This window comes from Aureimonas endophytica, assembly GCF_014642635.1.
Classification (GTDB): Bacteria; Pseudomonadota; Alphaproteobacteria; order Rhizobiales; family Rhizobiaceae; genus Plantimonas; species Plantimonas endophytica.
The window spans coordinates 33,961-51,873 of record NZ_BMIQ01000005.1 but is presented as its reverse complement, the minus strand read 5'-3'; the positions used below and the strand labels follow the sequence as shown (position 1 = coordinate 51,873).

The 17,913-nt window shown below is 70.2% G+C and carries 18 protein-coding genes; 8 read left to right on the top strand and 10 right to left on the bottom strand.

Annotated elements, in window-relative coordinates:
* Positions 1–23: 23 nt before the first annotated feature.
* Positions 24–773: a PspA/IM30 family protein gene (locus IEY14_RS15930; protein WP_188910221.1), complete on the bottom strand. Its 750-nt coding sequence runs from the start codon at positions 771–773 to the stop codon at positions 24–26.
* Positions 770–1,195 (bottom strand): YjfI family protein, encoded by a 426-nt coding sequence (locus tag IEY14_RS15925; protein WP_188910219.1) that lies wholly within the window; start codon positions 1,193–1,195, stop codon positions 770–772. The genes IEY14_RS15930 and IEY14_RS15925 overlap by 4 nt, the downstream gene beginning before the upstream one ends.
* A gap of 105 nt (positions 1,196–1,300) precedes the next feature.
* On the opposite strand from IEY14_RS15925, the gene IEY14_RS15920 reads away from it, so the two are divergent.
* The 4 genes from IEY14_RS15920 to IEY14_RS15905 are packed head-to-tail and all read left to right on the top strand — an operon-like array spanning position 1,301 to position 4,152.
* Positions 1,301–1,957, top strand: a complete 657-nt coding sequence (locus IEY14_RS15920) for a DUF2491 family protein (RefSeq protein ID WP_373288995.1) — start codon at positions 1,301–1,303, stop codon at positions 1,955–1,957.
* Positions 1,958–1,998: 41 nt separating this feature from the next.
* Entirely contained in the window at positions 1,999–2,400 is a 402-nt protein-coding gene (locus tag IEY14_RS15915; RefSeq protein ID WP_188910215.1) for a DUF350 domain-containing protein, read from the top strand.
* Between the two features lie 9 nt (positions 2,401–2,409).
* A complete protein-coding gene (locus IEY14_RS15910) occupies positions 2,410–2,991 on the top strand; it encodes a DUF1190 domain-containing protein (RefSeq protein ID WP_188910213.1) in 582 nt (193 codons plus the stop codon).
* 3 nt (positions 2,992–2,994) lie between these two features.
* Entirely contained in the window at positions 2,995–4,152 is a 1,158-nt protein-coding gene (locus tag IEY14_RS15905; protein WP_188910211.1) for a glutathionylspermidine synthase family protein, read from the top strand.
* 20 nt (positions 4,153–4,172) lie between these two features.
* On the opposite strand, the gene IEY14_RS15900 is transcribed toward IEY14_RS15905, so the two are convergent.
* Positions 4,173–5,012, bottom strand: coding sequence for a bifunctional allantoicase/(S)-ureidoglycine aminohydrolase (locus IEY14_RS15900; protein WP_188910209.1), 840 nt, complete (start codon positions 5,010–5,012; stop codon positions 4,173–4,175).
* A 207-nt stretch (positions 5,013–5,219) separates the two neighbouring features.
* Between IEY14_RS15900 and IEY14_RS15895 the strand changes: the two genes are divergently transcribed.
* Positions 5,220–5,498, top strand: a complete 279-nt coding sequence (locus tag IEY14_RS15895) for a hypothetical protein (protein ID WP_188910207.1) — start codon at positions 5,220–5,222, stop codon at positions 5,496–5,498.
* A 44-nt stretch (positions 5,499–5,542) separates the two neighbouring features.
* Here the strand turns inward: IEY14_RS15895 and IEY14_RS15890 are convergent, their stop codons facing one another.
* The 7 genes from IEY14_RS15890 to IEY14_RS15860 all read right to left on the bottom strand — a co-directional run bounded on the left by IEY14_RS15890 (position 5,543) and on the right by IEY14_RS15860 (position 14,354).
* The gene (locus IEY14_RS15890; protein WP_188910205.1) at positions 5,543–6,481 is read right to left on the bottom strand and encodes an alpha/beta fold hydrolase; all 939 of its coding nucleotides are present in this window, start codon (positions 6,479–6,481) and stop codon (positions 5,543–5,545) included.
* Positions 6,482–6,592: 111 nt separating this feature from the next.
* Positions 6,593–7,672 carry a tartrate dehydrogenase gene (locus IEY14_RS15885; protein WP_188910203.1) on the bottom strand — a complete coding sequence of 360 codons (1,080 nt, stop codon included), beginning with the start codon at positions 7,670–7,672 and terminating at the stop codon, positions 6,593–6,595.
* Between the two features lie 11 nt (positions 7,673–7,683).
* Entirely contained in the window at positions 7,684–9,063 is a 1,380-nt protein-coding gene (locus IEY14_RS15880; RefSeq protein ID WP_188910201.1) for an aminotransferase class III-fold pyridoxal phosphate-dependent enzyme, read from the bottom strand.
* Between the two features lie 127 nt (positions 9,064–9,190).
* Positions 9,191–10,852: an ATP-binding cassette domain-containing protein gene (locus IEY14_RS15875; protein WP_244639519.1), complete on the bottom strand. Its 1,662-nt coding sequence runs from the start codon at positions 10,850–10,852 to the stop codon at positions 9,191–9,193.
* The gene (locus IEY14_RS15870; protein ID WP_188910199.1) at positions 10,849–11,694 is read right to left on the bottom strand and encodes an ABC transporter permease; all 846 of its coding nucleotides are present in this window, start codon (positions 11,692–11,694) and stop codon (positions 10,849–10,851) included. The genes IEY14_RS15875 and IEY14_RS15870 overlap by 4 nt, the downstream gene beginning before the upstream one ends.
* Before the next feature lie 29 nt (positions 11,695–11,723).
* Positions 11,724–12,680, bottom strand: coding sequence for an ABC transporter permease (locus IEY14_RS15865; protein ID WP_188910197.1), 957 nt, complete (start codon positions 12,678–12,680; stop codon positions 11,724–11,726).
* Positions 12,681–12,737: 57 nt separating this feature from the next.
* Complete coding sequence (locus IEY14_RS15860) at positions 12,738–14,354, bottom strand: ABC transporter substrate-binding protein (RefSeq protein ID WP_188910195.1); 1,617 nt, start codon at positions 14,352–14,354, stop codon at positions 12,738–12,740.
* 265 nt (positions 14,355–14,619) lie between these two features.
* Between IEY14_RS15860 and argE the strand changes: the two genes are divergently transcribed.
* From argE to IEY14_RS15845, 3 genes are all read left to right on the top strand, one after another.
* The gene (gene argE, locus IEY14_RS15855; protein WP_188910193.1) at positions 14,620–15,753 is read left to right on the top strand and encodes an acetylornithine deacetylase; all 1,134 of its coding nucleotides are present in this window, start codon (positions 14,620–14,622) and stop codon (positions 15,751–15,753) included.
* Between the two features lie 121 nt (positions 15,754–15,874).
* Entirely contained in the window at positions 15,875–17,152 is a 1,278-nt protein-coding gene (locus IEY14_RS15850; RefSeq protein ID WP_188910191.1) for an NAD(P)/FAD-dependent oxidoreductase, read from the top strand.
* Between the two features lie 32 nt (positions 17,153–17,184).
* Positions 17,185–17,901: a GntR family transcriptional regulator gene (locus IEY14_RS15845; protein WP_188910190.1), complete on the top strand. Its 717-nt coding sequence runs from the start codon at positions 17,185–17,187 to the stop codon at positions 17,899–17,901.
* The last annotated feature ends 12 nt before the right edge of the window (positions 17,902–17,913 follow it).

The window sequence follows — 17,913 nt, the reverse complement described above, 5'->3', positions numbered from 1 at the left end:
CCCTGGTCCAGCGTCTGCCGGTCTCAGCCCTTCGGATCGTGGCCGAGGGCGGGCGTGCCGGCGCCCGGGCCCGGCAGGGCCTTCGCCGGCTCGCCGCGCGCGATCTCGGCGAAGATGTCGTCGGCCGAGGAGCGGCTGCCGCCGATCCCGGCCTCCAGGAGCGCCTGATCGAGCGAGGAGCCGCTCGCCAGCGCCTGGAGCTCGGCCCCGGCTTCCAGCCGGCCGGCCAGCGCCTCCTGCCGCTTCTTCACCCGCTCCAGCGATTCCATCGCGCTGCCGAGCCGCGAATTGACGCCGGCATGGCTGGAGGCGATCGCCGTCTGGGCGCGGAGCAGCGATTCGTTCGCCTTCACGCTTTCCGCCTCGCGCCGCATGGTCTGGATGCGCGTCTCGGTGTCCTGCACCGCGCGCAGCATCTGCGCCTGCGCGCCCTGGAGCCGTTGCAGCTCCGCCTCGTCGCGCGTCAGGTCGGCGCGGTTGCGCGACATGCGGTCGGCGAGCTGGCGGGCGAGGTCCTCGCGCCCGGCCGCCATGGCGGCGCGCGCCGAATCGAGGTCCTTGGCGTCCTTGGCGCGCGCCTCCTCGACGCGGCGCCCGAGCGTCTTGGCCGTCGCCATGATGCCGGCGAGATCGGAACGCGCCTTCTGGAGCGCCGTTTCCGCGTCGCGCAGCTCCTGGTCGAGGATGCGCAGCGCCTGCGCGTCCGCCGCGCTTTCCGCCGCCTCGTTGATCCCGCCGCGCACGGCCGAGAAGAGCTTGCCCCAGACGCTCATGCCGCGATCTCCCCGTTGCGCCATTCCTCGATGAGGGTGGCGGCGTCCTGCGCATTGGCGGCGAGCACCGCGATCTCCTCCACCACGACCTCGGCCGAGGACCGCGCCGAGAGCGAGCCGAAGAGCTCGTACCATTCCTCGCCATTGACGATCGAGATGCCGAAGGTCGACAGCGGCACCAGCTTGTGCGTCTTGAGGACGAGGCGCTCGAAGGCCTCGCGCCTCGGCACGGCCGCGGCCGGCGCCAACATGACGCTCGCCAGGATCTGGTCGCCGCCCGCCGCGACGAAGACGTCGAGATGGCCCTTCTCTTTCAGCGTGACGCGGATGACGTCCCCGTCGACGGTCACGTCGACGTCGCCGAGCGCCGGCGGATCGGCCGCGAAAAGCTCCGTCAGCGATGCGAGGTTCCAGATGGCCACGTTTGCGAACTCCCGTTTCGATCCGGCGCCGCTCTTCCGTTCGGCGGCGGATATGTCTTAAAGCTTGGACCGAACGGCACAAGGCTGGAAGCGATGATCGGCGGCATCTTCGGCTGGGGTTCGAGCGGAAGGACGGAGGTGCCGGCGGCGCCGCGCGGGCCGCTCGGCGTCGCCATCGGCGGCGGCATCGAGATCGACACGTTGAGCGTCCAGGCCTCGCTGGCGGGCGCCGCCACCGCGATCCCCGTGCCCTCCGGCGGCATGATGATCGTCGCGGCCTATGGCGAGGCGCGGCTCGACGCGAACACGGTCCTGTCGCGCTATTACGATGCCGACGACACCATTCTTCAGATCCTCTCGCCCGGCGCCGCGCCGGGCGATCCCCTGCTCGATGTCAGCCTCTACCGGCCGTGGGACAGCGTCATTCCCGCCAATGCCGCCGCCTGGGCGCGCTGGCGCGGCCCGGCCGGGCTCATCGGCCAGCCGCGCTACGACGCAGACGGCCTCCTCTTCCACCGCTACTGGGGCGAGGGGGAGGGCCGCGCCGATCTCGTCGAATTCGTCGAGGATATCGACGACGGCGAGAGCCGCCGCGCCATCCACCAGTCCTGCATGCTCTATGCGCGTCCGCTCGGCCAGGCGCAGGAGATGCTGCTGATCAATATCGAGCGCGATCTGGCGGCGGGCGCCGCGCAGCAGGGCGCCTCGGTCGAGTTCATCATCGGCTACGGGCTGATGGCGGCGGATGTGCGCCGTCTCTGACGGCATCGAAGTCTCGGCTCGCAAGAAGGGCGCCACGCAGAATGTTCGGCTATGTCGCGGGCCTCCCGGCCTTTCTCGCCTATTTCGCCACCGGCCTCGGCGCGCTCGCCGCCTTTTCCCTCGCCTATTCGGCCCTGACGCCCCAGCACGAGCTGGCGCTGATCCGCACCGGCAACGCGGCGGCCGTCGTCGCCTTTCTCGGCGCGATCCTCGGCTTCTCGCTGCCGCTCGCCTCGGCCGCCGCCAATTCCGTCTCGCTCGGCGATTTCCTGATCTGGGCGCTGGTCGGCGCGATCGTCCAGGCCGTCGCCTTCGGCGTCGCCAGCGCCACCATGAAGGGCCTGCCGCGGAAGATCACCGAGGGCGAGATCGCCGCCGGCCTCTGGTCGGCCGGGCTCTCGCTCGCCGTCGGCATGCTGAATGCCGCCTGCATGACCTATTGAGGCCGAGCGATGACGAAGCGCTTCACCACCCGCCGGCCGCCCCTTCTCGCGCTCGGCTCGATCGCGGCGGGCGGCCTCGCGCTGTCGGCCTGCGGCGACGACCAGCGCGCCGACGACACGCTCTATACCTCGCCGGCCCAATGTATCGAGGCCGGCATCGATGCCGGCATCTGCAATGCCGAATATCAGGCGGCGCTCGGCCAGCACCTGCGCGACGCGCCGAAATTCGACGGCATGGCCGCCTGCGAGGCCGAATACGGCGCCGGCCGCTGCATGGAGCAGCCGCGCGACCAGACGGCGGGCTCCGGCTCCGGCAGTTTCTTCCTGCCCTTCATGACCGGCTATCTGATCTCCTCGGCCGTCCAGAACCTGCGCAACTACAATTCCTACGGCACCTATGTGCGCGGCGGCTCCTATTCGCGCCCGACGCCGATCTTCACCAACCGGTCCGGCGCGACCTATCGTTCCGATCCGGCGATCGGCACCGAGATTTCCCGGCCCCGGCCGGCCAATGTCAACACGCGCGCCGTGTCGCGCGGCGGCTTCGGCGGGCTGTCCTCCAGCCGCGGCTCCTCGTCCTTCGGCGGCTGAGCCATGGAGCGCTGCGCGATCCCCGCCCGCGAGGGCTGGCAGGCGAAAGCCGAGGCCGTCGGCTTCGGCTTTCACGAGATGTATGGCGAGCCCTACTGGCTGGACGACGTCTATTACCGCTTCACGCTCGAGGAGATCGAGAGCCGGGTGGAGGAGCCGAGCCAGGTCCTGCACGAACTCTGCATGGATCTCGTCGCCGAGGCGGTCGAATCGGAGGAGCTCCTCACTCGCCTCGCCATTCCGGCCGGGCAGTTCGACACGGTGCGCGAGGCCTGGACCACGGGCCAGCGGCCGCTCTACGGCCGCTTCGACCTCGCCTATGACGGGACCGGCCCGGCCAAGCTCCTCGAATACAATGCCGACACGCCGACGGCGGTCTTCGAGACGGCCTATTTCCAGTACGAATGGCTGCTCGACCAGATCGCGCTCGGCCGGCTGCCCGAGGCGGCCGACCAGTTCAATCTCCTCCAGGAATGCCTCGTCGCCGGCTTCGCCGCCTATCCCGCCGACCGCATCTTCCATTTCGCGGCGATCACGGAGAACGAGGAGGATCGCGGCACCACCACCTATCTGATGGACTGCGCCGTGCAGGCCGGGCACCGGACGGCGCTGATCGACATGGGCGCCATCGGCATCGACGCGCAAGGCCGCTTCACCGATCCGGAGGACCGGGTCATCGACCGCTGCTTCAAGCTCTACCCCTGGGAGGACATGATGCGCGAGCCCTTCGCGCGCCACCTGCCGGGATCGGGCACCGAATGGGTCGAGCCGGCCTGGAAGGCGATCCTCTCGAACAAGGGCATCCTGCCGCTGCTCTGGGAACGCCATCCCGGCCATCCGAATCTGCTGCCCGCCTTCTTCGGCGACGATCCGCGCGCCGCGACGCTGGCGGACAGCGTGCGCAAGCCCTTCCATTCGCGCGAGGGCGAGAATGTCGCGATCACCGAGAAGGGGCGGCCGAGCGAGGCGACGGCGGGCGATTATGGCGAGGGGCCGACCGTCGTCCAGGCGCTGACGCCGCTCTTCGAGGCGGCCGGCCAGTTCGCCGTTCTCGGCGCCTGGATGGTCGGCGACCGGGCCTGCGGCCTCGGCATGCGCGAGGACCGCTCGCGCATCACCCGCAACCTGTCCCGCTTCGTGCCGCATGCCATCGTCGGCTGAGACGGGGCGGGGCGCCGGCCTCAGAAGCGGCCGAGCTTCGCGTGGCGGTTCACGTCCTTGTAGAGGAGATAGCGGAACCGCTCCGGCCCGCCGGCATAGCAGGCCTGCGGGCAGAAGGCGCGCAGCCACATGAAGTCGCCGGCCTCGACCTCCACCCAGTCGCGGTTCAGCCGGTAGACCGCTTTGCCTTGGAGCACGAAGAGGCCGTGCTCCATCACATGCGTCTCCTCGAAGGGAATCACGCCGCCGGGCTCCAGCGTCACGATGTTCACATGCATGTCGTGGCGGAGGTCGTCCGGCTCGACGAAGCGCGTCGTCGCCCAGGCGCCGCGCGTGTCCGGCATGGCGTGGAGCGGAAGCTCGCGCTCGTTGCGGAAGAAGGCCTCGGGCACGTCGATGCCCTCGACGCGCTCATAGGCCTTGCGGATCCAGTGGAAGCGCGCCGGCTCCGTTCCGGTGGCGCGCAGCGTCCAGCGGGCGCCCGGCGGCAGGAAGGCATAGCCGCCGGCCTCCAGCGCATGGGCGCCGCCGTCGAGAGCGATCGTGACGGCGCCGCCGACGACGAAGATCACGCCCTCGGCCCCGGCATCCGGCTCCGGCCGCTCGCTACCGCCGCCGGGCAGCACCTCCATCAGATATTGCGAGAAGGTCTCGGAAAAGCCGGTCATCGGCCGGGCGATCACCCAGGCGCGGGTCTTCTCCCAGAAGGGCAGGGCGCTCGTCACGATGTCGCGCATCACCCCCTTCGGGATCAGCGCATAGGCCTCGGTGAAGACAGCGCGGCCGGTATGGAGATCGCTCTGGCGCGGCAGGCCGCCCGCCGGGGCGTGATAGGGAAAGGCGGTGGTCTCGGCGCTCATCGCTCGGCTCCTCGCGGCGGCAACAGGGCTCCCGGTCGGGAGACCCACCCGCTTCGCCCGATTTGCCGCAGCGATCAAGCCGCCCGGCGTCGGGATCGGCGCGAGGTCGCGCGGCCTTAGGCAAAATCCTTCGCTCGCCCGACGCAAAACTCGCCTACATAGGGTCGACGCCGATTCTCCGGCGTGGAAGTGGAAAGGATCGGCCCGATGCTCACGGACGACGAGAAGGACCGGATCTCGCTCGAGATCGGCAAGCTCCTGGAAGGGCAGGATATCGAGGATGTCGCCAGCATCCTTGCCGGTCACATCGCGATGGTCGCCGCCCATGGCGGCGAGACGAAGGAAGAGGCCGTCGATTTCCTGGACGACATCCGGGACGAGGCGGAGGAAATGCTAGAGACGATCGATTTCGACGCGCTCCATGCGGGGGACGACGAGGACGAGGACGAAGAGGACGAGGAAGACGAGGCCGACGCCAAGAAGTGACGGCGGCGGGTCCGTCGCGCCGGCTTCGGGGCGGCGGATCCGGCCTATGCCGACGCGGGCCTCGTCTGCGCCAGAACCGCCTCGGCGATGCGGCGCGGCTCCAGGTGATGCACCATATGGCCGCTCCCCTCCAGTACCAGGAGGCGGCTTTGCGGCAGGAGATCGTGGAGACGGCGCGACTGCCGCCGGTGGTCGACGATCCGGTCCCCGTCGCCGGTGACGATCAGGACCGGACCATCCAGATCCCGATAGCGCTCCGTGAGGGCGCTCGCGGCCGGGATCATCGCCGCCGATTCCTCCGCCGAGGCGCGCAGCGCCAGCGGCGCGAGGACGAGGGCGCGGGGCACCTCGCGGAACTGTTTCGGGGTGGGCGCCGGGCCGAACAGCTTACGCAGGAGGCCCGGCCAGGCGAGCCGCGCGAGGAGCGGCGTCAGCGTGAAGCGCATCAGATCGCCGAGAAGCGGCACGGCGGGTCCCGAGGCGAGAACGACGTCGAGGCGCGGCGTCGGGAAATAGTAGCCGGAGGCGAGCGTCAGGCTGCGAACGCCGTCGCCCCGCCGCAGCGCCCATTCCAGCGCCACCAGCGTGCCCCAGGAATGGCCGAGGAGATGGACCCGCTCCGCGCCGAGCCGCGCCGCCGCCTTGGCGAGAAGCTCGGCCTGCGCGGCCGGCGACCAGCTGCGGCCTCGCGGCCGGTCGCTATAGCCGTAGCCCGGCCGGTCGAACACGATGACGCGATGCGTCTGCGCCAGGAGCCGGACGAGATCGCTCGCGGCGAAATCCTGGATCAGGCTGCCATTGCCGTGCAGGAGCACGATCGGCTCGCCCGATCCGGCCTCGAGATAATGCAGCCGGACGCCGTCGACCTCCATGAGGCGGCCGAGCGGCGGATGCTGGCTGCGGGCCTCACGCGTGCGCAGGGCGACGGCCACGGCACTGGCGGCGAGCGCGGCGGCCGCGACGACATAGGCTCTGCGTGACATGGCGAACTCCGACCCCTGACGAAGGGGCAACGGAGCCTGCGGCCGATGGTTCAGCCGCGCGCCCCGCGGTAATCTTGCCTGCCTCTCCATGCCGGCGCCGCCGGCTGCGCCTCAGCCAAGGAAGCGCGCCAGCACCGCCTCGCCGGCCTGCCGCGTCGTCGCCTGGCCCTTCAGATCGCGCGTGCGGCCTTCCTCCGTCTGGAGCGCCGCCTCGATCGCGGCGAGGATCGCGGCGGCGGCGTCCGTTTCGCCGAGATGCTCCAGCATCATCGCTGCCGTCCAGATCTGGCCGATCGGATTGGCGATGCCCTGGCCCGCGATGTCGGGCGCCGAGCCGTGCACCGGCTCGAACAGCGAGGGGAAGCGGCCTTCCGGGTTGATGTTGGCGGAGGGCGCGATGCCGATCGTGCCGGTGCAGGCGGGGCCGAGATCCGACAGGATGTCGCCGAAGAGATTGGAGCCGACGACGACGTCGAACCGGTCCGGGTTCAGCACGAAATGCGCGGTCAGGATGTCGATGTGATACTTGTCGCGCCGCACGTCCGGATAGTCGGCGCCGACCGCCTCGACGCGGCTGTCCCACCAGGGCATGGTGATGGCGATGCCGTTGGACTTCGTCGCCGAGGTGAGGTGTTTCTTCGGCCGCGAGCGGGCGAGATCGAAGGCGAAGCGCAGGATGCGGTCGGTGCCGTGCCGGCTCATCACCGTTTCCTGGATGACGATCTCGCGCTCGGTGCCCGGAAACATCGTGCCGCCGACCGCCGAATATTCGCCTTCCGTGTTCTCGCGCACCACGAGGAAGTCGATGTCGCCGGGCCGGCGCCCGGCGAGCGGCGAGGGCACGCCCGGCATCAGCCGCACCGGGCGCAGGTTCACATATTGGTCGAACTCGCGGCGGAACTGGAGGAGCGAGCCCCAGAGCGAGATGTGGTCCGGCACCTTGTCCGGCCAGCCGACCGCGCCGAAGAAGATCGCGTCCATCGGCTTCAGGATGTCGCGCCAGTCCTCGGGCAGCATCCGGCCGTGCTGGAGATAGTAGTCGCAGGAGGCGAAGTCGTGGTGCCGGAGGTCCAGCGTGAAGCCGAAGCGCTCCGCCGCCGCCTCGAGAAGCCGGACGCCTTCCGGCACGACCTCGCGGCCGATGCCGTCGCCGGGGATCACCGCGATCCTGTAATGCCGCTCGCTGCTCATGCGCATGATCCTCAGGCCGCCGCGCGGGCAATGTCGGCGATGGCGAGGACGTCGTCCAGCACCGCCTCGAACCGCGCGACGAGAAGGTCGATCTCCGCCTCCGTGCAGACGAGCGGCGGCGCGAAGCCGACGATGTCGTCGGCGAAGGCGCGGAAGATCAGGCCACGGGCCGTGCCGGCGCGGGCGAGATGTTCGGAAAGCTTCAGTTCCGGCGCCGGCTTCGTCCGCTTCGCCTTGTCCGTCACCAGCTCGACGCCGGCGAGAAGGCCGCGCACCCGCACCTCGCCGACCAGCGGATGGGCTTCCAGCGCCTTCAGCTTCGCGGCGAAGCGCGCGCCGGCGCGCTGGCCGTTCGCCAGGATGCCGCCTTCGGTATAGAGCCGCATGACTTCCAGCCCGACCGCCGCCGAGACGGGATGGGCCGAATAGGTGAAGCCGTGGCCGATCGGCTTGCCGGCCGGGGCATGGTCGGCGATGGCGCGGTAGATCGCCTCCGACATCAGGACGGCGCCCATCGGCGCGTAGCCGGCGGTGAGGCCCTTGGCGACGGTCATCAGGTCCGGCACCACGCCGTCGTGCTCGCAGCCGAACATCGGCCCGGTGCGGCCGAAGCCGGTGATCACCTCGTCGGCGACGAAGAGGATGCCGAGGGCGCGGCAGGCCTCGCCCATCGCCTTCAGCCAGCCGGTCGGCGGCACGATGACGCCGCCCGACCCCTGCACCGGCTCGGCGAAGAAGGCGGCGACGTTGTCCGGCCCCAGTTCTTCGACTTTGGCTGTCAGCGCGGCGACGGAGGCGGCGATCACCGAGGCATCGTCCGAGCCGGCCGGATTGCGATAGGGATAGGGCGAGGGGATGTGGTGCTGGATCGGCGTCGGCGCGTCGAAGCCGTCGTGGAAGACGGGAAGGGCGGTGAGGCCGGAGCCGATGGTGGAGGAGCCGTGATAGCCGCGCTGGAGCGCGATCATGTGCTTCTTCTGCGGCCGGCCGGTGACGTTGAAATAGTAGCGGATGAAGCGGACGGCGGAATCCACGGCGTCCGAACCGCCGAGGGTGAAGTAGACATGGTTCAGGTCGCCGGGGCTGAGCTCGGCGAGCTTGGCGGCCAGACGGATCGCCGGCTCGGAAGAGTAGTGGAAATAGCCGGTCGCGTAGGGCAGGCGCCGCATCTGCTCGGCGGCGGCCTCGACGATCGACTCGTGGCCATAGCCGACATTGACGCACCAGAGCCCGGAAAAGCCGTCGATCAGCTCGCGCCCTTCCGTGTCCTTCAGGAAGACGCCCTTGGCGCTTTCGAGGATCGTCGCGCCGCGCGCCTCATGCCCGGCCCAGGACACGACCGGATGGATGAGATGCTCGCGATCGAGCTGGACGAGATTGTTGGCGCGCATGGCTCGGCTCCGGCGGAAAGGCCCCCGAGACTAGGGCCGGGCCGGCGGCAGGATCGACCGCCGGCGGGGCGGCCGGAAGCCGGCTCTCTCGTTTTCACGGGTCGGCGCGGCAGAAAATGACGATCGCTCAGGCGGCGAGGCCGCGCCGCGCGGCGACCTCCTCCAGCCAGCCGGGGCGCAGTTCCGGCACGGAGGCGAGAAGTTGCCGCGTATAGTCCGCCCGGGGCGCGGCGAGGACCGTCTCGGTCGGCCCGGTCTCGACGATCCGGCCCTGTTTCAGCACCAGGATCTCGTCCGACAAGGCCCGCACCACGCCGAGATCGTGGCTGATGAACAGATAGGAGACGGCGAGCTCGCGCTGGAGCTCGGCGAGAAGGTCGAGGATCGCCTCGCCCACCACCGTGTCGAGCGCCGAGGTCACCTCGTCGCAGAGGATGACTTCGGGATCGGCGGCAAGGGCGCGGGCGAGATTGGCGCGCTGCTTCTGGCCGCCGGACAGTTCGCGCGGCAGCCGGCCGGCGACGCTCGCCGGCAGCCGCACCCGGTCGAGCAGCATCGCGACGCGCCGCTCGCGCTCCCGCGCCGAGGCGGCGCGGCCGTAGAAGGCGAGCGGGCGGGCGAGGATCTCGCCGATCGTCCGGCCGGGATTGAGCGCCGTGTCGGCGTTCTGGAAGACGATCTGGACGCGGCGCAGGTCCTCGCGGGTGCGGGCGCCCAGCGCCGGGGCGAGCGCCCGGCCGGCGAGCCGCACCTCGCCGCGCGTCGGCGGCAGGATACCGGCGACGACGCGCGCCAGCGTCGACTTGCCGGAGCCCGATTCGCCGATGACGCCGAGCGTCCGGCCGCGCGCCAGGCGGAAGCCGACCTCTTCCAGCACGCGATATTTCGGCAGGCCGTCCCGGTCGCAGCGGCCGTAGCCGGCGAGGATGCCGGAGCCTTCGAGCAGGATCTCGCCGGCCGGGCGCGGCTCCGTCCCGCCGCGTCGGTCGGCGGGCGCGGCGGCGGCGAGGAGCTGGCGCGTATAGGGATGGCTCGGCGCCGCGATCATCCGCGCGACCTCGCCGGCCTCCTGGAGCTTGCCGCCCTTCAGCACGGCGATCCGGTCGGCGATCTGCGCGACGACCGCGAGGTCGTGGCTGACATAGATGCCGGTGATGCCGCGCTCGCGGATCGCCGCCTTGAAGGCGATCAGCACCTCGATCTGCGTCGTCACGTCGAGCGCCGTCGTCGGCTCGTCGAAGATGACGAGATCGGGGTCGTTGAGGAGCGCCATGGCGGCGAGAAGCCGCTGGAGCTGGCCTCCCGAGACCTGATGCGGATAGCGCTCGCCGATCGTCTCGGGATCGGGCAGGGCGAGCTCGGCGAAGAGCGCCTTGGCCTTGTCCCGCGCCGCCTCGGCCCGCATCGAGCCGTGGATCACGGCGCTCTCGATGACCTGCGCCATGATGGTGCGGCCGGGATTGAAGGCGGCCGCCGCGCTCTGGGCGATATAGGCGATGCGATTGCCGCGCAGGCGCCGCAGCTCGCCTTCCGGGCGCCCGACGATCTCCATGCCGAAGACGCGGATCGAGCCGGAATGGAGCCGGCAGCCAGGGCGGGCATAGCCCATGGTGGCAAGCGCGATCGTGGTCTTGCCGGAGCCCGATTCGCCGATCAGCGCCAGCACCTCGCCGCGCGCGATGGTGAAGTCGATATTCTCGACGATGGCCGTCTCGGTGCCGTCCGCGCCGGGCACGGTGACGCGCAGGCCGCGCACGTCCACCTTGTCGTCCTCGCGCGGCGCCATCATCGCGAGCCCTCCCCGTTCTTCGCCCGGAAGCGTTTCGGCAGGTTGTCGATCAGGAGATTGACGCCGATCGTCAGGATCGCGATGGCGAGCGCCGGCATGACGAGCGCCGGCGCGCCATAGGGCAGGCCGCCGATATTCTCGCGCACCAGCGAGCCCCAGTCGGCCTCCGGCGGCTGCACGCCGAGCCCGAGAAAGGACAGGCTCGACAGGAGCAGGACGACGAAGACGAAGCGCAGGCCGAAATCGGCGAGAAGCGGCCCCAGCATGTTGGGCATCACCTCGCGCGTCATGATGTAGAGGCGGCCCTCGCCGCGCGCCCTTGCGGCGAGGACGAAATCCTCGCGGGCGATGCCGACGGCGAGCGCGCGGGTGATGCGGAAGCAGCCGGGCAGATAGATGAAGCCGAGCACCGCGACGAGGATCGGCAGCGAGGAGCCGAGCCCGGCGACGAGGACGAGGGCCAGCATCTTCGACGGGATGGAGGTGAGGGCGTCGAGAAGGCGCGACAGGACGGCGTCCGGCCAGTCGCCGACGACGGCGGCGAAGAGGCCGAGCAGCGCGCCGGAGAGGCAGGCGAGGAGGGTGGCGAGAAGGGCGATGCCCACCGTGTAGCGCGCCCCGAGCAGGATGCGGCTCAGCATGTCGCGGCCGAGATAGTCGGTGCCGAGCGGGAAATCGGCGCGCATGGCGCCGAAGACGTCGAAATCGACGATCTCGCCGGCATCGTGCGGGGCGAGCCAGGGGCCGAGAACGGCCGCCGCGACGGCGACGAGGACGATGAGGAGGCCGAGCGCGCCCATGGCGTTGACGGGCGGGCGGCGGCGCGGGAGGGCTTGGCGCATCGGGCGGCTCAGGGATTTGGCGAGATCGCTCATGGATGACGCAGCCTCGGATTGGCGAGGATCGCGACGATGTCGGCGAGCGTCACGAGCAGGAGATAGACGGCGCAGAAGACGATGGCGCAGGCCTCCACCACCGGCATGTCGCGCATCGCGACGCTGTCGACCATCAGCTTGGCGATGCCGGGATAGTTGAAGATCGTCTCGACGATGACGACGCCGCCGAGCAGATAGGAAAGGCTGAGCGCCACGGCATTGGCGATGGCGCCGACCGAGTTCGGCAGCGCGTGGCGAAGGACGATGCGCGCCGGACCGGCGCCCTTCAGCATCGCCATCTCGACATAGGGGCTCTTCAGCGCCTCGATCATCGCCGCCCGCGTCATGCGCGCCATCTGCGCCACGACGACGAAGGACAGGCTGAGCACCGGCATCGCCACGGCCCGCAGGAACTGGAGCGGCGTCGCCGAGGCCGGCAGGAAGGAGAGCGCCGGCAGCCAGTGGAGATGCACGGCGAAGACGAGGACGGCGAGCGTCGCCACCAGGAATTCCGGCACCGAGACGACCGAGACGGTGAGGATCGCGACGATCCGGTCATAGGCGCTGCCACGCCAGACCGCCGAGGTGATGCCGAGAAGGAGCGCCAGCGGCACGGAGACCGCCGCGACGATGCCGGCCAGCGTCAGCGAGGCGGACAGGCGCGTCCAGATGAGGTTGCCGATCGGCTGGCGGCTGACGAGCGAGATGCCGGCATCGCCGGTGAGGAGGCCGCCGAGCCAGGACAGGAAGCGGCTCCAGGCCGGCGCATCGAGGCCGAGCGCGGCGCGCAGGCCCGCCACCGCCTCCGGCGTGGCGCTCTGGCCGAGCATCGCCTGGGCGACGTCGCCCGGCAGGAGCTGCGTCGCGGCGAAGACCACGACCGCGACGAAGAACAGGGTGCCGAGCGCGACGAGGAGCCGCCGCAGGACGAGCCGGACCATCGGATTGTGCATGGCGTCGCTCCTCGCGAGGGGCGCCACCCGCCGGGGCCGGCGGATGGCGAGGGTCGATCAGGCGTCGAGCCAGACATGCTCGCCGAAGGCATAGCCCATCAGCGGCCCGGTCGGCATCGGCTTCAGGCCCTTCAGCGTCTTCGCGTGGACGTCGATATTGGAGATGAAGGTCGGGATGATCACGCCGGACTCCTCCTGGATGAGGGCCTGGGCGTCGTGATACATCTGGCGGCGCTTCGCCTCGTCCGTCTCGGCGCGGGCGCCGACGACGAGCTGGTCGAAGCGCTCGTTCTTCCAGCGCGACTCGTTCCAGTCGGCATTGGAGAGATAGAACAGGCTGAGCAGCAGATCGGCGGTCGGGCGCGGATTGATGTTGCCGAAGCCGACCGGCGCCTTCATCCAGTAGTTCGACCAGTAGCCGTCGGACGGCACGCGCTGGATGTCGAGCGTGAGGCCGATCTTCTTGGCCTCCTGCTGCATCAGCGTCGCGATCTCGACCGAATTGTCGGCCGCCGGCGAGGCGACGACCGGGATGGTCTGGCCGAGGACGCCGGCCTTGCCGAAGTGGAACTTCGCCTTGTCGAGATCGAAGGGGCGCTGCGGCAGGTCGGCATGGAAGCGGTTCGAGGCCGGGATCGGCTGGTCGTTGGCGATCTCGGCATAGCCGCGATAGATCGCCGAGCGGATGAGATCGCGGTTCATCAGATATTTCATGCCGAGCACGAAATCCGGATTCTTGCCCGGGCCGTCGTCCAGCCGCAGGATGAGATTGGTGTAGTTGCCGGCGCTGGTCTGCAGCACCTCGAAGCCGCCGGAGCCCTCCAGGACGTTCAGCGAGCGCGGATTGATGGTGGAGGCGAGCTGCACGTCGCCCGACATCAGCGCGTTGACGCGGGCCTGCTCGTCGGCGAGGCCGAAGAACTCGATCTGGTCGAGATGCGGGCCGCCATTGCGCCAGTAGTTGTCGTTGCGCGTGACGAGCGTGCGCACGCCCGGCTGGAACTCGGCCAGCTTGAACGGGCCGGTGCCGATGCCCTTCGAGAAGTCCTCCGTGCCCTTCGGCACGATCAGGAACTGGCTGGTGCCGAGGATGGCGGGGAAGTCGGCATTCGGGCCGGTCAGCGCGATCGTCACCTCCTGGCCCGAGCCCGAGATCTCGGCCATCTGCGCGGCGAGCTTGGCGCCCTTGGAGCCGACGGCCGGATCGAGATGGCGCTTCAGCGAGAAGACGACGTCCTCGGCGGTCAGCGCCTTGCCGTCATGGAAGGTGACGCCCTTCCGCAGCTTGAAGATCCAGGTCTTGGCGTCCTTGGTCTCGACCGTCTCGGCAAGCTCGGGCACCGGCGCGCCGGTCTCGTCGATGCGGGTGAGGCCGTTATAGAGGAAGTTGCAGCGCACGTAGTCGGAGGCGTTGGAGCTCTTGGCCGGGTCCAGCATGTCGGCGCTGGAGGCGGCGTAGCTCGCGACGCGGATCGAGCCGCCCTTCTTCGGCTCGGCGGCGAAGGCGCGCGTCGCGCCGGACAGGACCGAGCCGCCGAGCGCCGCGCTCATGCCGGCGAGACCGAGGAGCTTCAGGATGTCGCGCCGCTGCGCGCCGCGCCGCAGGGCGTCGAGGACGAAATGGCGGTCGCCGGACGGCAGCGCCTCGAATGCGGAATCGGAGAGCTTCGGCATGCGTTCGACCTTCGGGTTCGCGGGATGTCGGCCACGGGGGGCGGCGGGATGGCCGGATCGCGGGATCGGCCGGGCATGTCGCGGATGCTGCGGCGCCGCATTCTTCGGCAGATTGGCGGCGGCACAAACAATCAGCACCAAACGGTTCTGATTGTCAACAATCATAATCGACGGTAATTTGGCCTCTGCTCGGCCCCGCGGCCGACCGGCCCTCGGGCCGGACCCGGCGCCGCCGCCATTTCTCGTGTGACTGGAAGCCCTTGCCATGGATCTCTCGCCGGCCGACCTTCTGGCGCGTCTCGTCGCCTTTCCCTCGGTCTGCCGCCGGCCGAACGGCGAGATCGTCGCTTTCGCGAAAGATCGGCTCGAAGCGCTCGGCGCGGCGGTGACGGTGCTGCCGGGCCCCGAGGGCGACCGGGCGAATCTCTTCGCGAGCTTCGGCCCTCGCGACCGGCCGGGCTATGTCCTGTCCGGCCATCTCGACGTGGTGCCCGCCGATCAGGACGGCTGGACCGGCGATCCCTTCACGCTGCGCCGGCGGGACGGCCGGCTGATCGGGCGCGGCGCCTGCGACATGAAGGGCTTCGTCGCCACCGTCCTGTCGGCGCTGGCGGCCCTGCCGGCGGATCTCGAACGGCCGCTCCACGTGGCGCTGTCCTATGACGAGGAGATCGGCTGCGTCGGCGTGCGGCACCTTCTCGCCCGCCTGCCGGATCTCTGCGCTCCGCCGCTCGGCGCGATCATCGGCGAGCCGTCGGAGCTGCGTCCGGTGTTGCGCCACAAGGGCAAGGTCGCCGGGAAGATCACGCTGCGGGGGCGCGCCGGCCATTCCTCGCGGCCCGATCTCGCCGAGAACGCCATCCATCTCGCGGCCGAGGCGGTGCTCGCCATCCGCGACCTCCATGCGCGTTTCGCGGCCGACGGCCCGTTCCACCACGACTTCGCGCCGCCCGTCTCGACGCTCCAGGTCGGGATCATCGCCGGCGGCAGCGGCGTCAATATCGTGCCGGACGCCTGCCGCCTCGACTGGGAGGCGCGGGCGGTGCCGGGCGTCGATCCGGCCGCGATCGAAGCCCAAGTCGAGGCGGCGGTCGCCGGCATCGTCGCGGGGCGCGACCTCGCCTCGGCCGAATGCGAGACGCTCGCCGCCTATCCGGCGCTCGACCTGCCGGGCGGATCGGACCTCGCCCGGCTCGTCGCCGATCTCGCCGGCCACGCGCCGGAAGGCGCCGTCAGCTACGGCACCGAGGCCGGCCTGTTCCAAGCGGCTGGCATTCCCGCGATCATCTGCGGTCCCGGCTCGATCGCCGAGGCGCATCGGCCGGACGAATCGATCGCCGAGGCCGAGCTCGCCGAATGCCGCGCCCTGCTGCTGCGCCTCTTCGACCGGCTGACATGATCCAAACCAAGGTCGGCATTATTATTGTTGACAATTATACGATCATCCCGATGATGCGGGGGAAAGGCGGCGCGGGCGGGCATGGCCCGTCCCGGCGCGCCCCGTCTCACAGGCCGATCCCATGAAGCTCGCATCCTATTGGCTGGACACGGCGCCGCCCTTCACGCTCGGCGCCGAGGGGCCGGTCGACGGCCGTTTCGACGTGGCGGTGGTCGGCGGCGGCTTCACCGGCCTGTCGGCGGCCCTGTCGCTGGCGCGCAAGGGCGCGCGCGTCGCCCTTCTCGAAGCCGCCGAGATCGGCGGGGCCGCCTCCGGGCGCAATGGCGGCCAGTGCAACAACGGCTTCGCGCTCGACTTTCGCGGCGCGGCCGCGACGCTGGGGCCTGAGCGCGCCACCGCGCTCTACCGCGCCTATGACGCGGCGGTCGACACGGTGGAGCGTCTCGTCGCCGAGGAGGGAATCGACTGCGACTTCCGCCGCGCCGGCAAGCTGAAGCTCGCCGCCAAGCCCGAGCATTTCGACAAGCTGCGGCGCACCTTCGAGGCCGTCTCGGCCGCCGCCGATCCCGACACGATGCTGGTGACGCGCCAGGATCTCTCCGCCGAGATCGGCTCGGACGCCTTTCATGGCGGGCTCGTCTACAAGAAGAGCGCCGGCCTTCATGTCGGCCGGTTCGCGCGCGGCCTCGCCACGGCGGCCGCGCAGCGCGGCGCGGCGATCTTCGAGCGCGCGCCGGTGACGGGGCTGAAGCGGATCGTCGGCGGCGCCCACGAGGTGACGACGCCGCGCGGCCGGCTGCTGGCGGGGCAGGTGCTGCTCGCGACCGGCACGTCCGGCATCGGCCCGCTCGGCTGGATCCGCCGGCGCATCGTGCCGATCGGCTCCTTCATCATCGTCACCGAACCGCTCGCACCGGAGGTGATCGCCCGCCTGATGCCCACCCGGCGCATGGCGACCGATTCCAAGAATGTCGGCACCTATTTCCGCATCACGCCGGACGACCGCCTGCTCTTCGGCGGCCGGGCGCGCTTCGCCGTGTCCAACCCCCTGTCCGACCAGAAGAGCGGCCGCATCCTGCGAAAGAAGCTCGGCGAGGTCTTTCCCGAACTCGCCGGGGCGCGCATCGACTATTGCTGGGGCGGCGTCGTCGACATGACCTCCGACCGCCTGCCGCGCGCTGGCGAGCGCGATGGCCTGTTCTATTCGATGGGCTATAGCGGCCACGGCACCCAGATGGCGACGCATATGGGAACGGTGATGGCCGAGGTGCTGGACGGCCGGGCCGAGCGCAATCCCTTCGCTGGGCTCGAATGGAAGGCGATTCCCGGCCATTTCGGCCCGCCCTGGTTCCTGCCCTTCATCGGCGCCTACTATCGCCTTCAGGATGTCCTGCATTAGGATTGTCGACGACAGGACGGAACGAGCGCACCATGCCCGACAGAGACACGGCCGGTAAGGGCCTCGCGCCGAAGCGCATCGTGCGGACGACGCTGTCCGGGCAGATCGCGCAGCAGATCCGCGGCGCCATTCTCGACGGCACCTTTCCCCTCGGCTCGCAGCTGAACGAGATGGAGCTGGCGAATGGCTACGGCGTCAGCCGGGGACCGGTGCGCGAGGCCCTGCAACGCCTGATCCAGGAAGGGCTGCTGCGCTCCGAGCCGCATCGCGGCGTCTTCGTGCCCGAACTCTCGCCGGCCGATCTTCTCGACATCTATTTCGTGCGCAAGTCCCTGGAGCTCCTGGCCATGCGCCGGGTGATGGGCAAGCCGGACCGCGCGTCGGTGGTCGCGGATCTCGGCGCCATCGTGAAGGAGATGACGCTCGCGGCCGGGCGCGGGGACTGGCCGAGCGTCGCCGATCTCGACATGCGCTTCCACCGCCGGATCGTCGACGAGGCCGGCAGCGAGCGGCTGTCGCGCTCCTTCGCCACGCTCCAGGCCGAGACGCGGCTCTGCCTCCAGATGCTGATGGGCGGCTATCGCGAGAACGCGGCGCTCCTCGACGAGCACGACCTTCTCGCCCGGCTGATCGCGGCGGGCGAGGCCGAGCCGGCGCTCGCCGAGCTGGACCGCCATTTCGGCGATCCGGTGCGCACGCTGGAAAAGGCCAATGCCCTGCGCAAGAAGCAGGAGATGGAGCCGGCCTGACGGCGCGCCGCC

Coding starts and splice junctions, on each gene's coding strand:
- IEY14_RS15930 (WP_188910221.1), bottom strand. CDS start 773: ATGAGCGTCTGGGGCAAGCTCTTCTCGGCCGTGCGCGGCGGGATCAAC.
- IEY14_RS15915 (WP_188910215.1), top strand. CDS start 1,999: ATGTTCGGCTATGTCGCGGGCCTCCCGGCCTTTCTCGCCTATTTCGCC.
- IEY14_RS15910 (WP_188910213.1), top strand. CDS start 2,410: ATGACGAAGCGCTTCACCACCCGCCGGCCGCCCCTTCTCGCGCTCGGC.
- IEY14_RS15905 (WP_188910211.1), top strand. CDS start 2,995: ATGGAGCGCTGCGCGATCCCCGCCCGCGAGGGCTGGCAGGCGAAAGCC.
- IEY14_RS15900 (WP_188910209.1), bottom strand. CDS start 5,012: ATGAGCGCCGAGACCACCGCCTTTCCCTATCACGCCCCGGCGGGCGGC.
- IEY14_RS15895 (WP_188910207.1), top strand. CDS start 5,220: ATGCTCACGGACGACGAGAAGGACCGGATCTCGCTCGAGATCGGCAAG.
- IEY14_RS15890 (WP_188910205.1), bottom strand. CDS start 6,481: ATGTCACGCAGAGCCTATGTCGTCGCGGCCGCCGCGCTCGCCGCCAGT.
- IEY14_RS15885 (WP_188910203.1), bottom strand. CDS start 7,672: ATGAGCAGCGAGCGGCATTACAGGATCGCGGTGATCCCCGGCGACGGC.
- IEY14_RS15880 (WP_188910201.1), bottom strand. CDS start 9,063: ATGCGCGCCAACAATCTCGTCCAGCTCGATCGCGAGCATCTCATCCAT.
- IEY14_RS15875 (WP_244639519.1), bottom strand. CDS start 10,852: ATGATGGCGCCGCGCGAGGACGACAAGGTGGACGTGCGCGGCCTGCGC.
- IEY14_RS15870 (WP_188910199.1), bottom strand. CDS start 11,694: ATGCGCCAAGCCCTCCCGCGCCGCCGCCCGCCCGTCAACGCCATGGGC.
- IEY14_RS15865 (WP_188910197.1), bottom strand. CDS start 12,680: ATGCACAATCCGATGGTCCGGCTCGTCCTGCGGCGGCTCCTCGTCGCG.
- IEY14_RS15860 (WP_188910195.1), bottom strand. CDS start 14,354: ATGCCGAAGCTCTCCGATTCCGCATTCGAGGCGCTGCCGTCCGGCGAC.
- argE (WP_188910193.1), top strand. CDS start 14,620: ATGGATCTCTCGCCGGCCGACCTTCTGGCGCGTCTCGTCGCCTTTCCC.
- IEY14_RS15850 (WP_188910191.1), top strand. CDS start 15,875: ATGAAGCTCGCATCCTATTGGCTGGACACGGCGCCGCCCTTCACGCTC.
- IEY14_RS15845 (WP_188910190.1), top strand. CDS start 17,185: ATGCCCGACAGAGACACGGCCGGTAAGGGCCTCGCGCCGAAGCGCATC.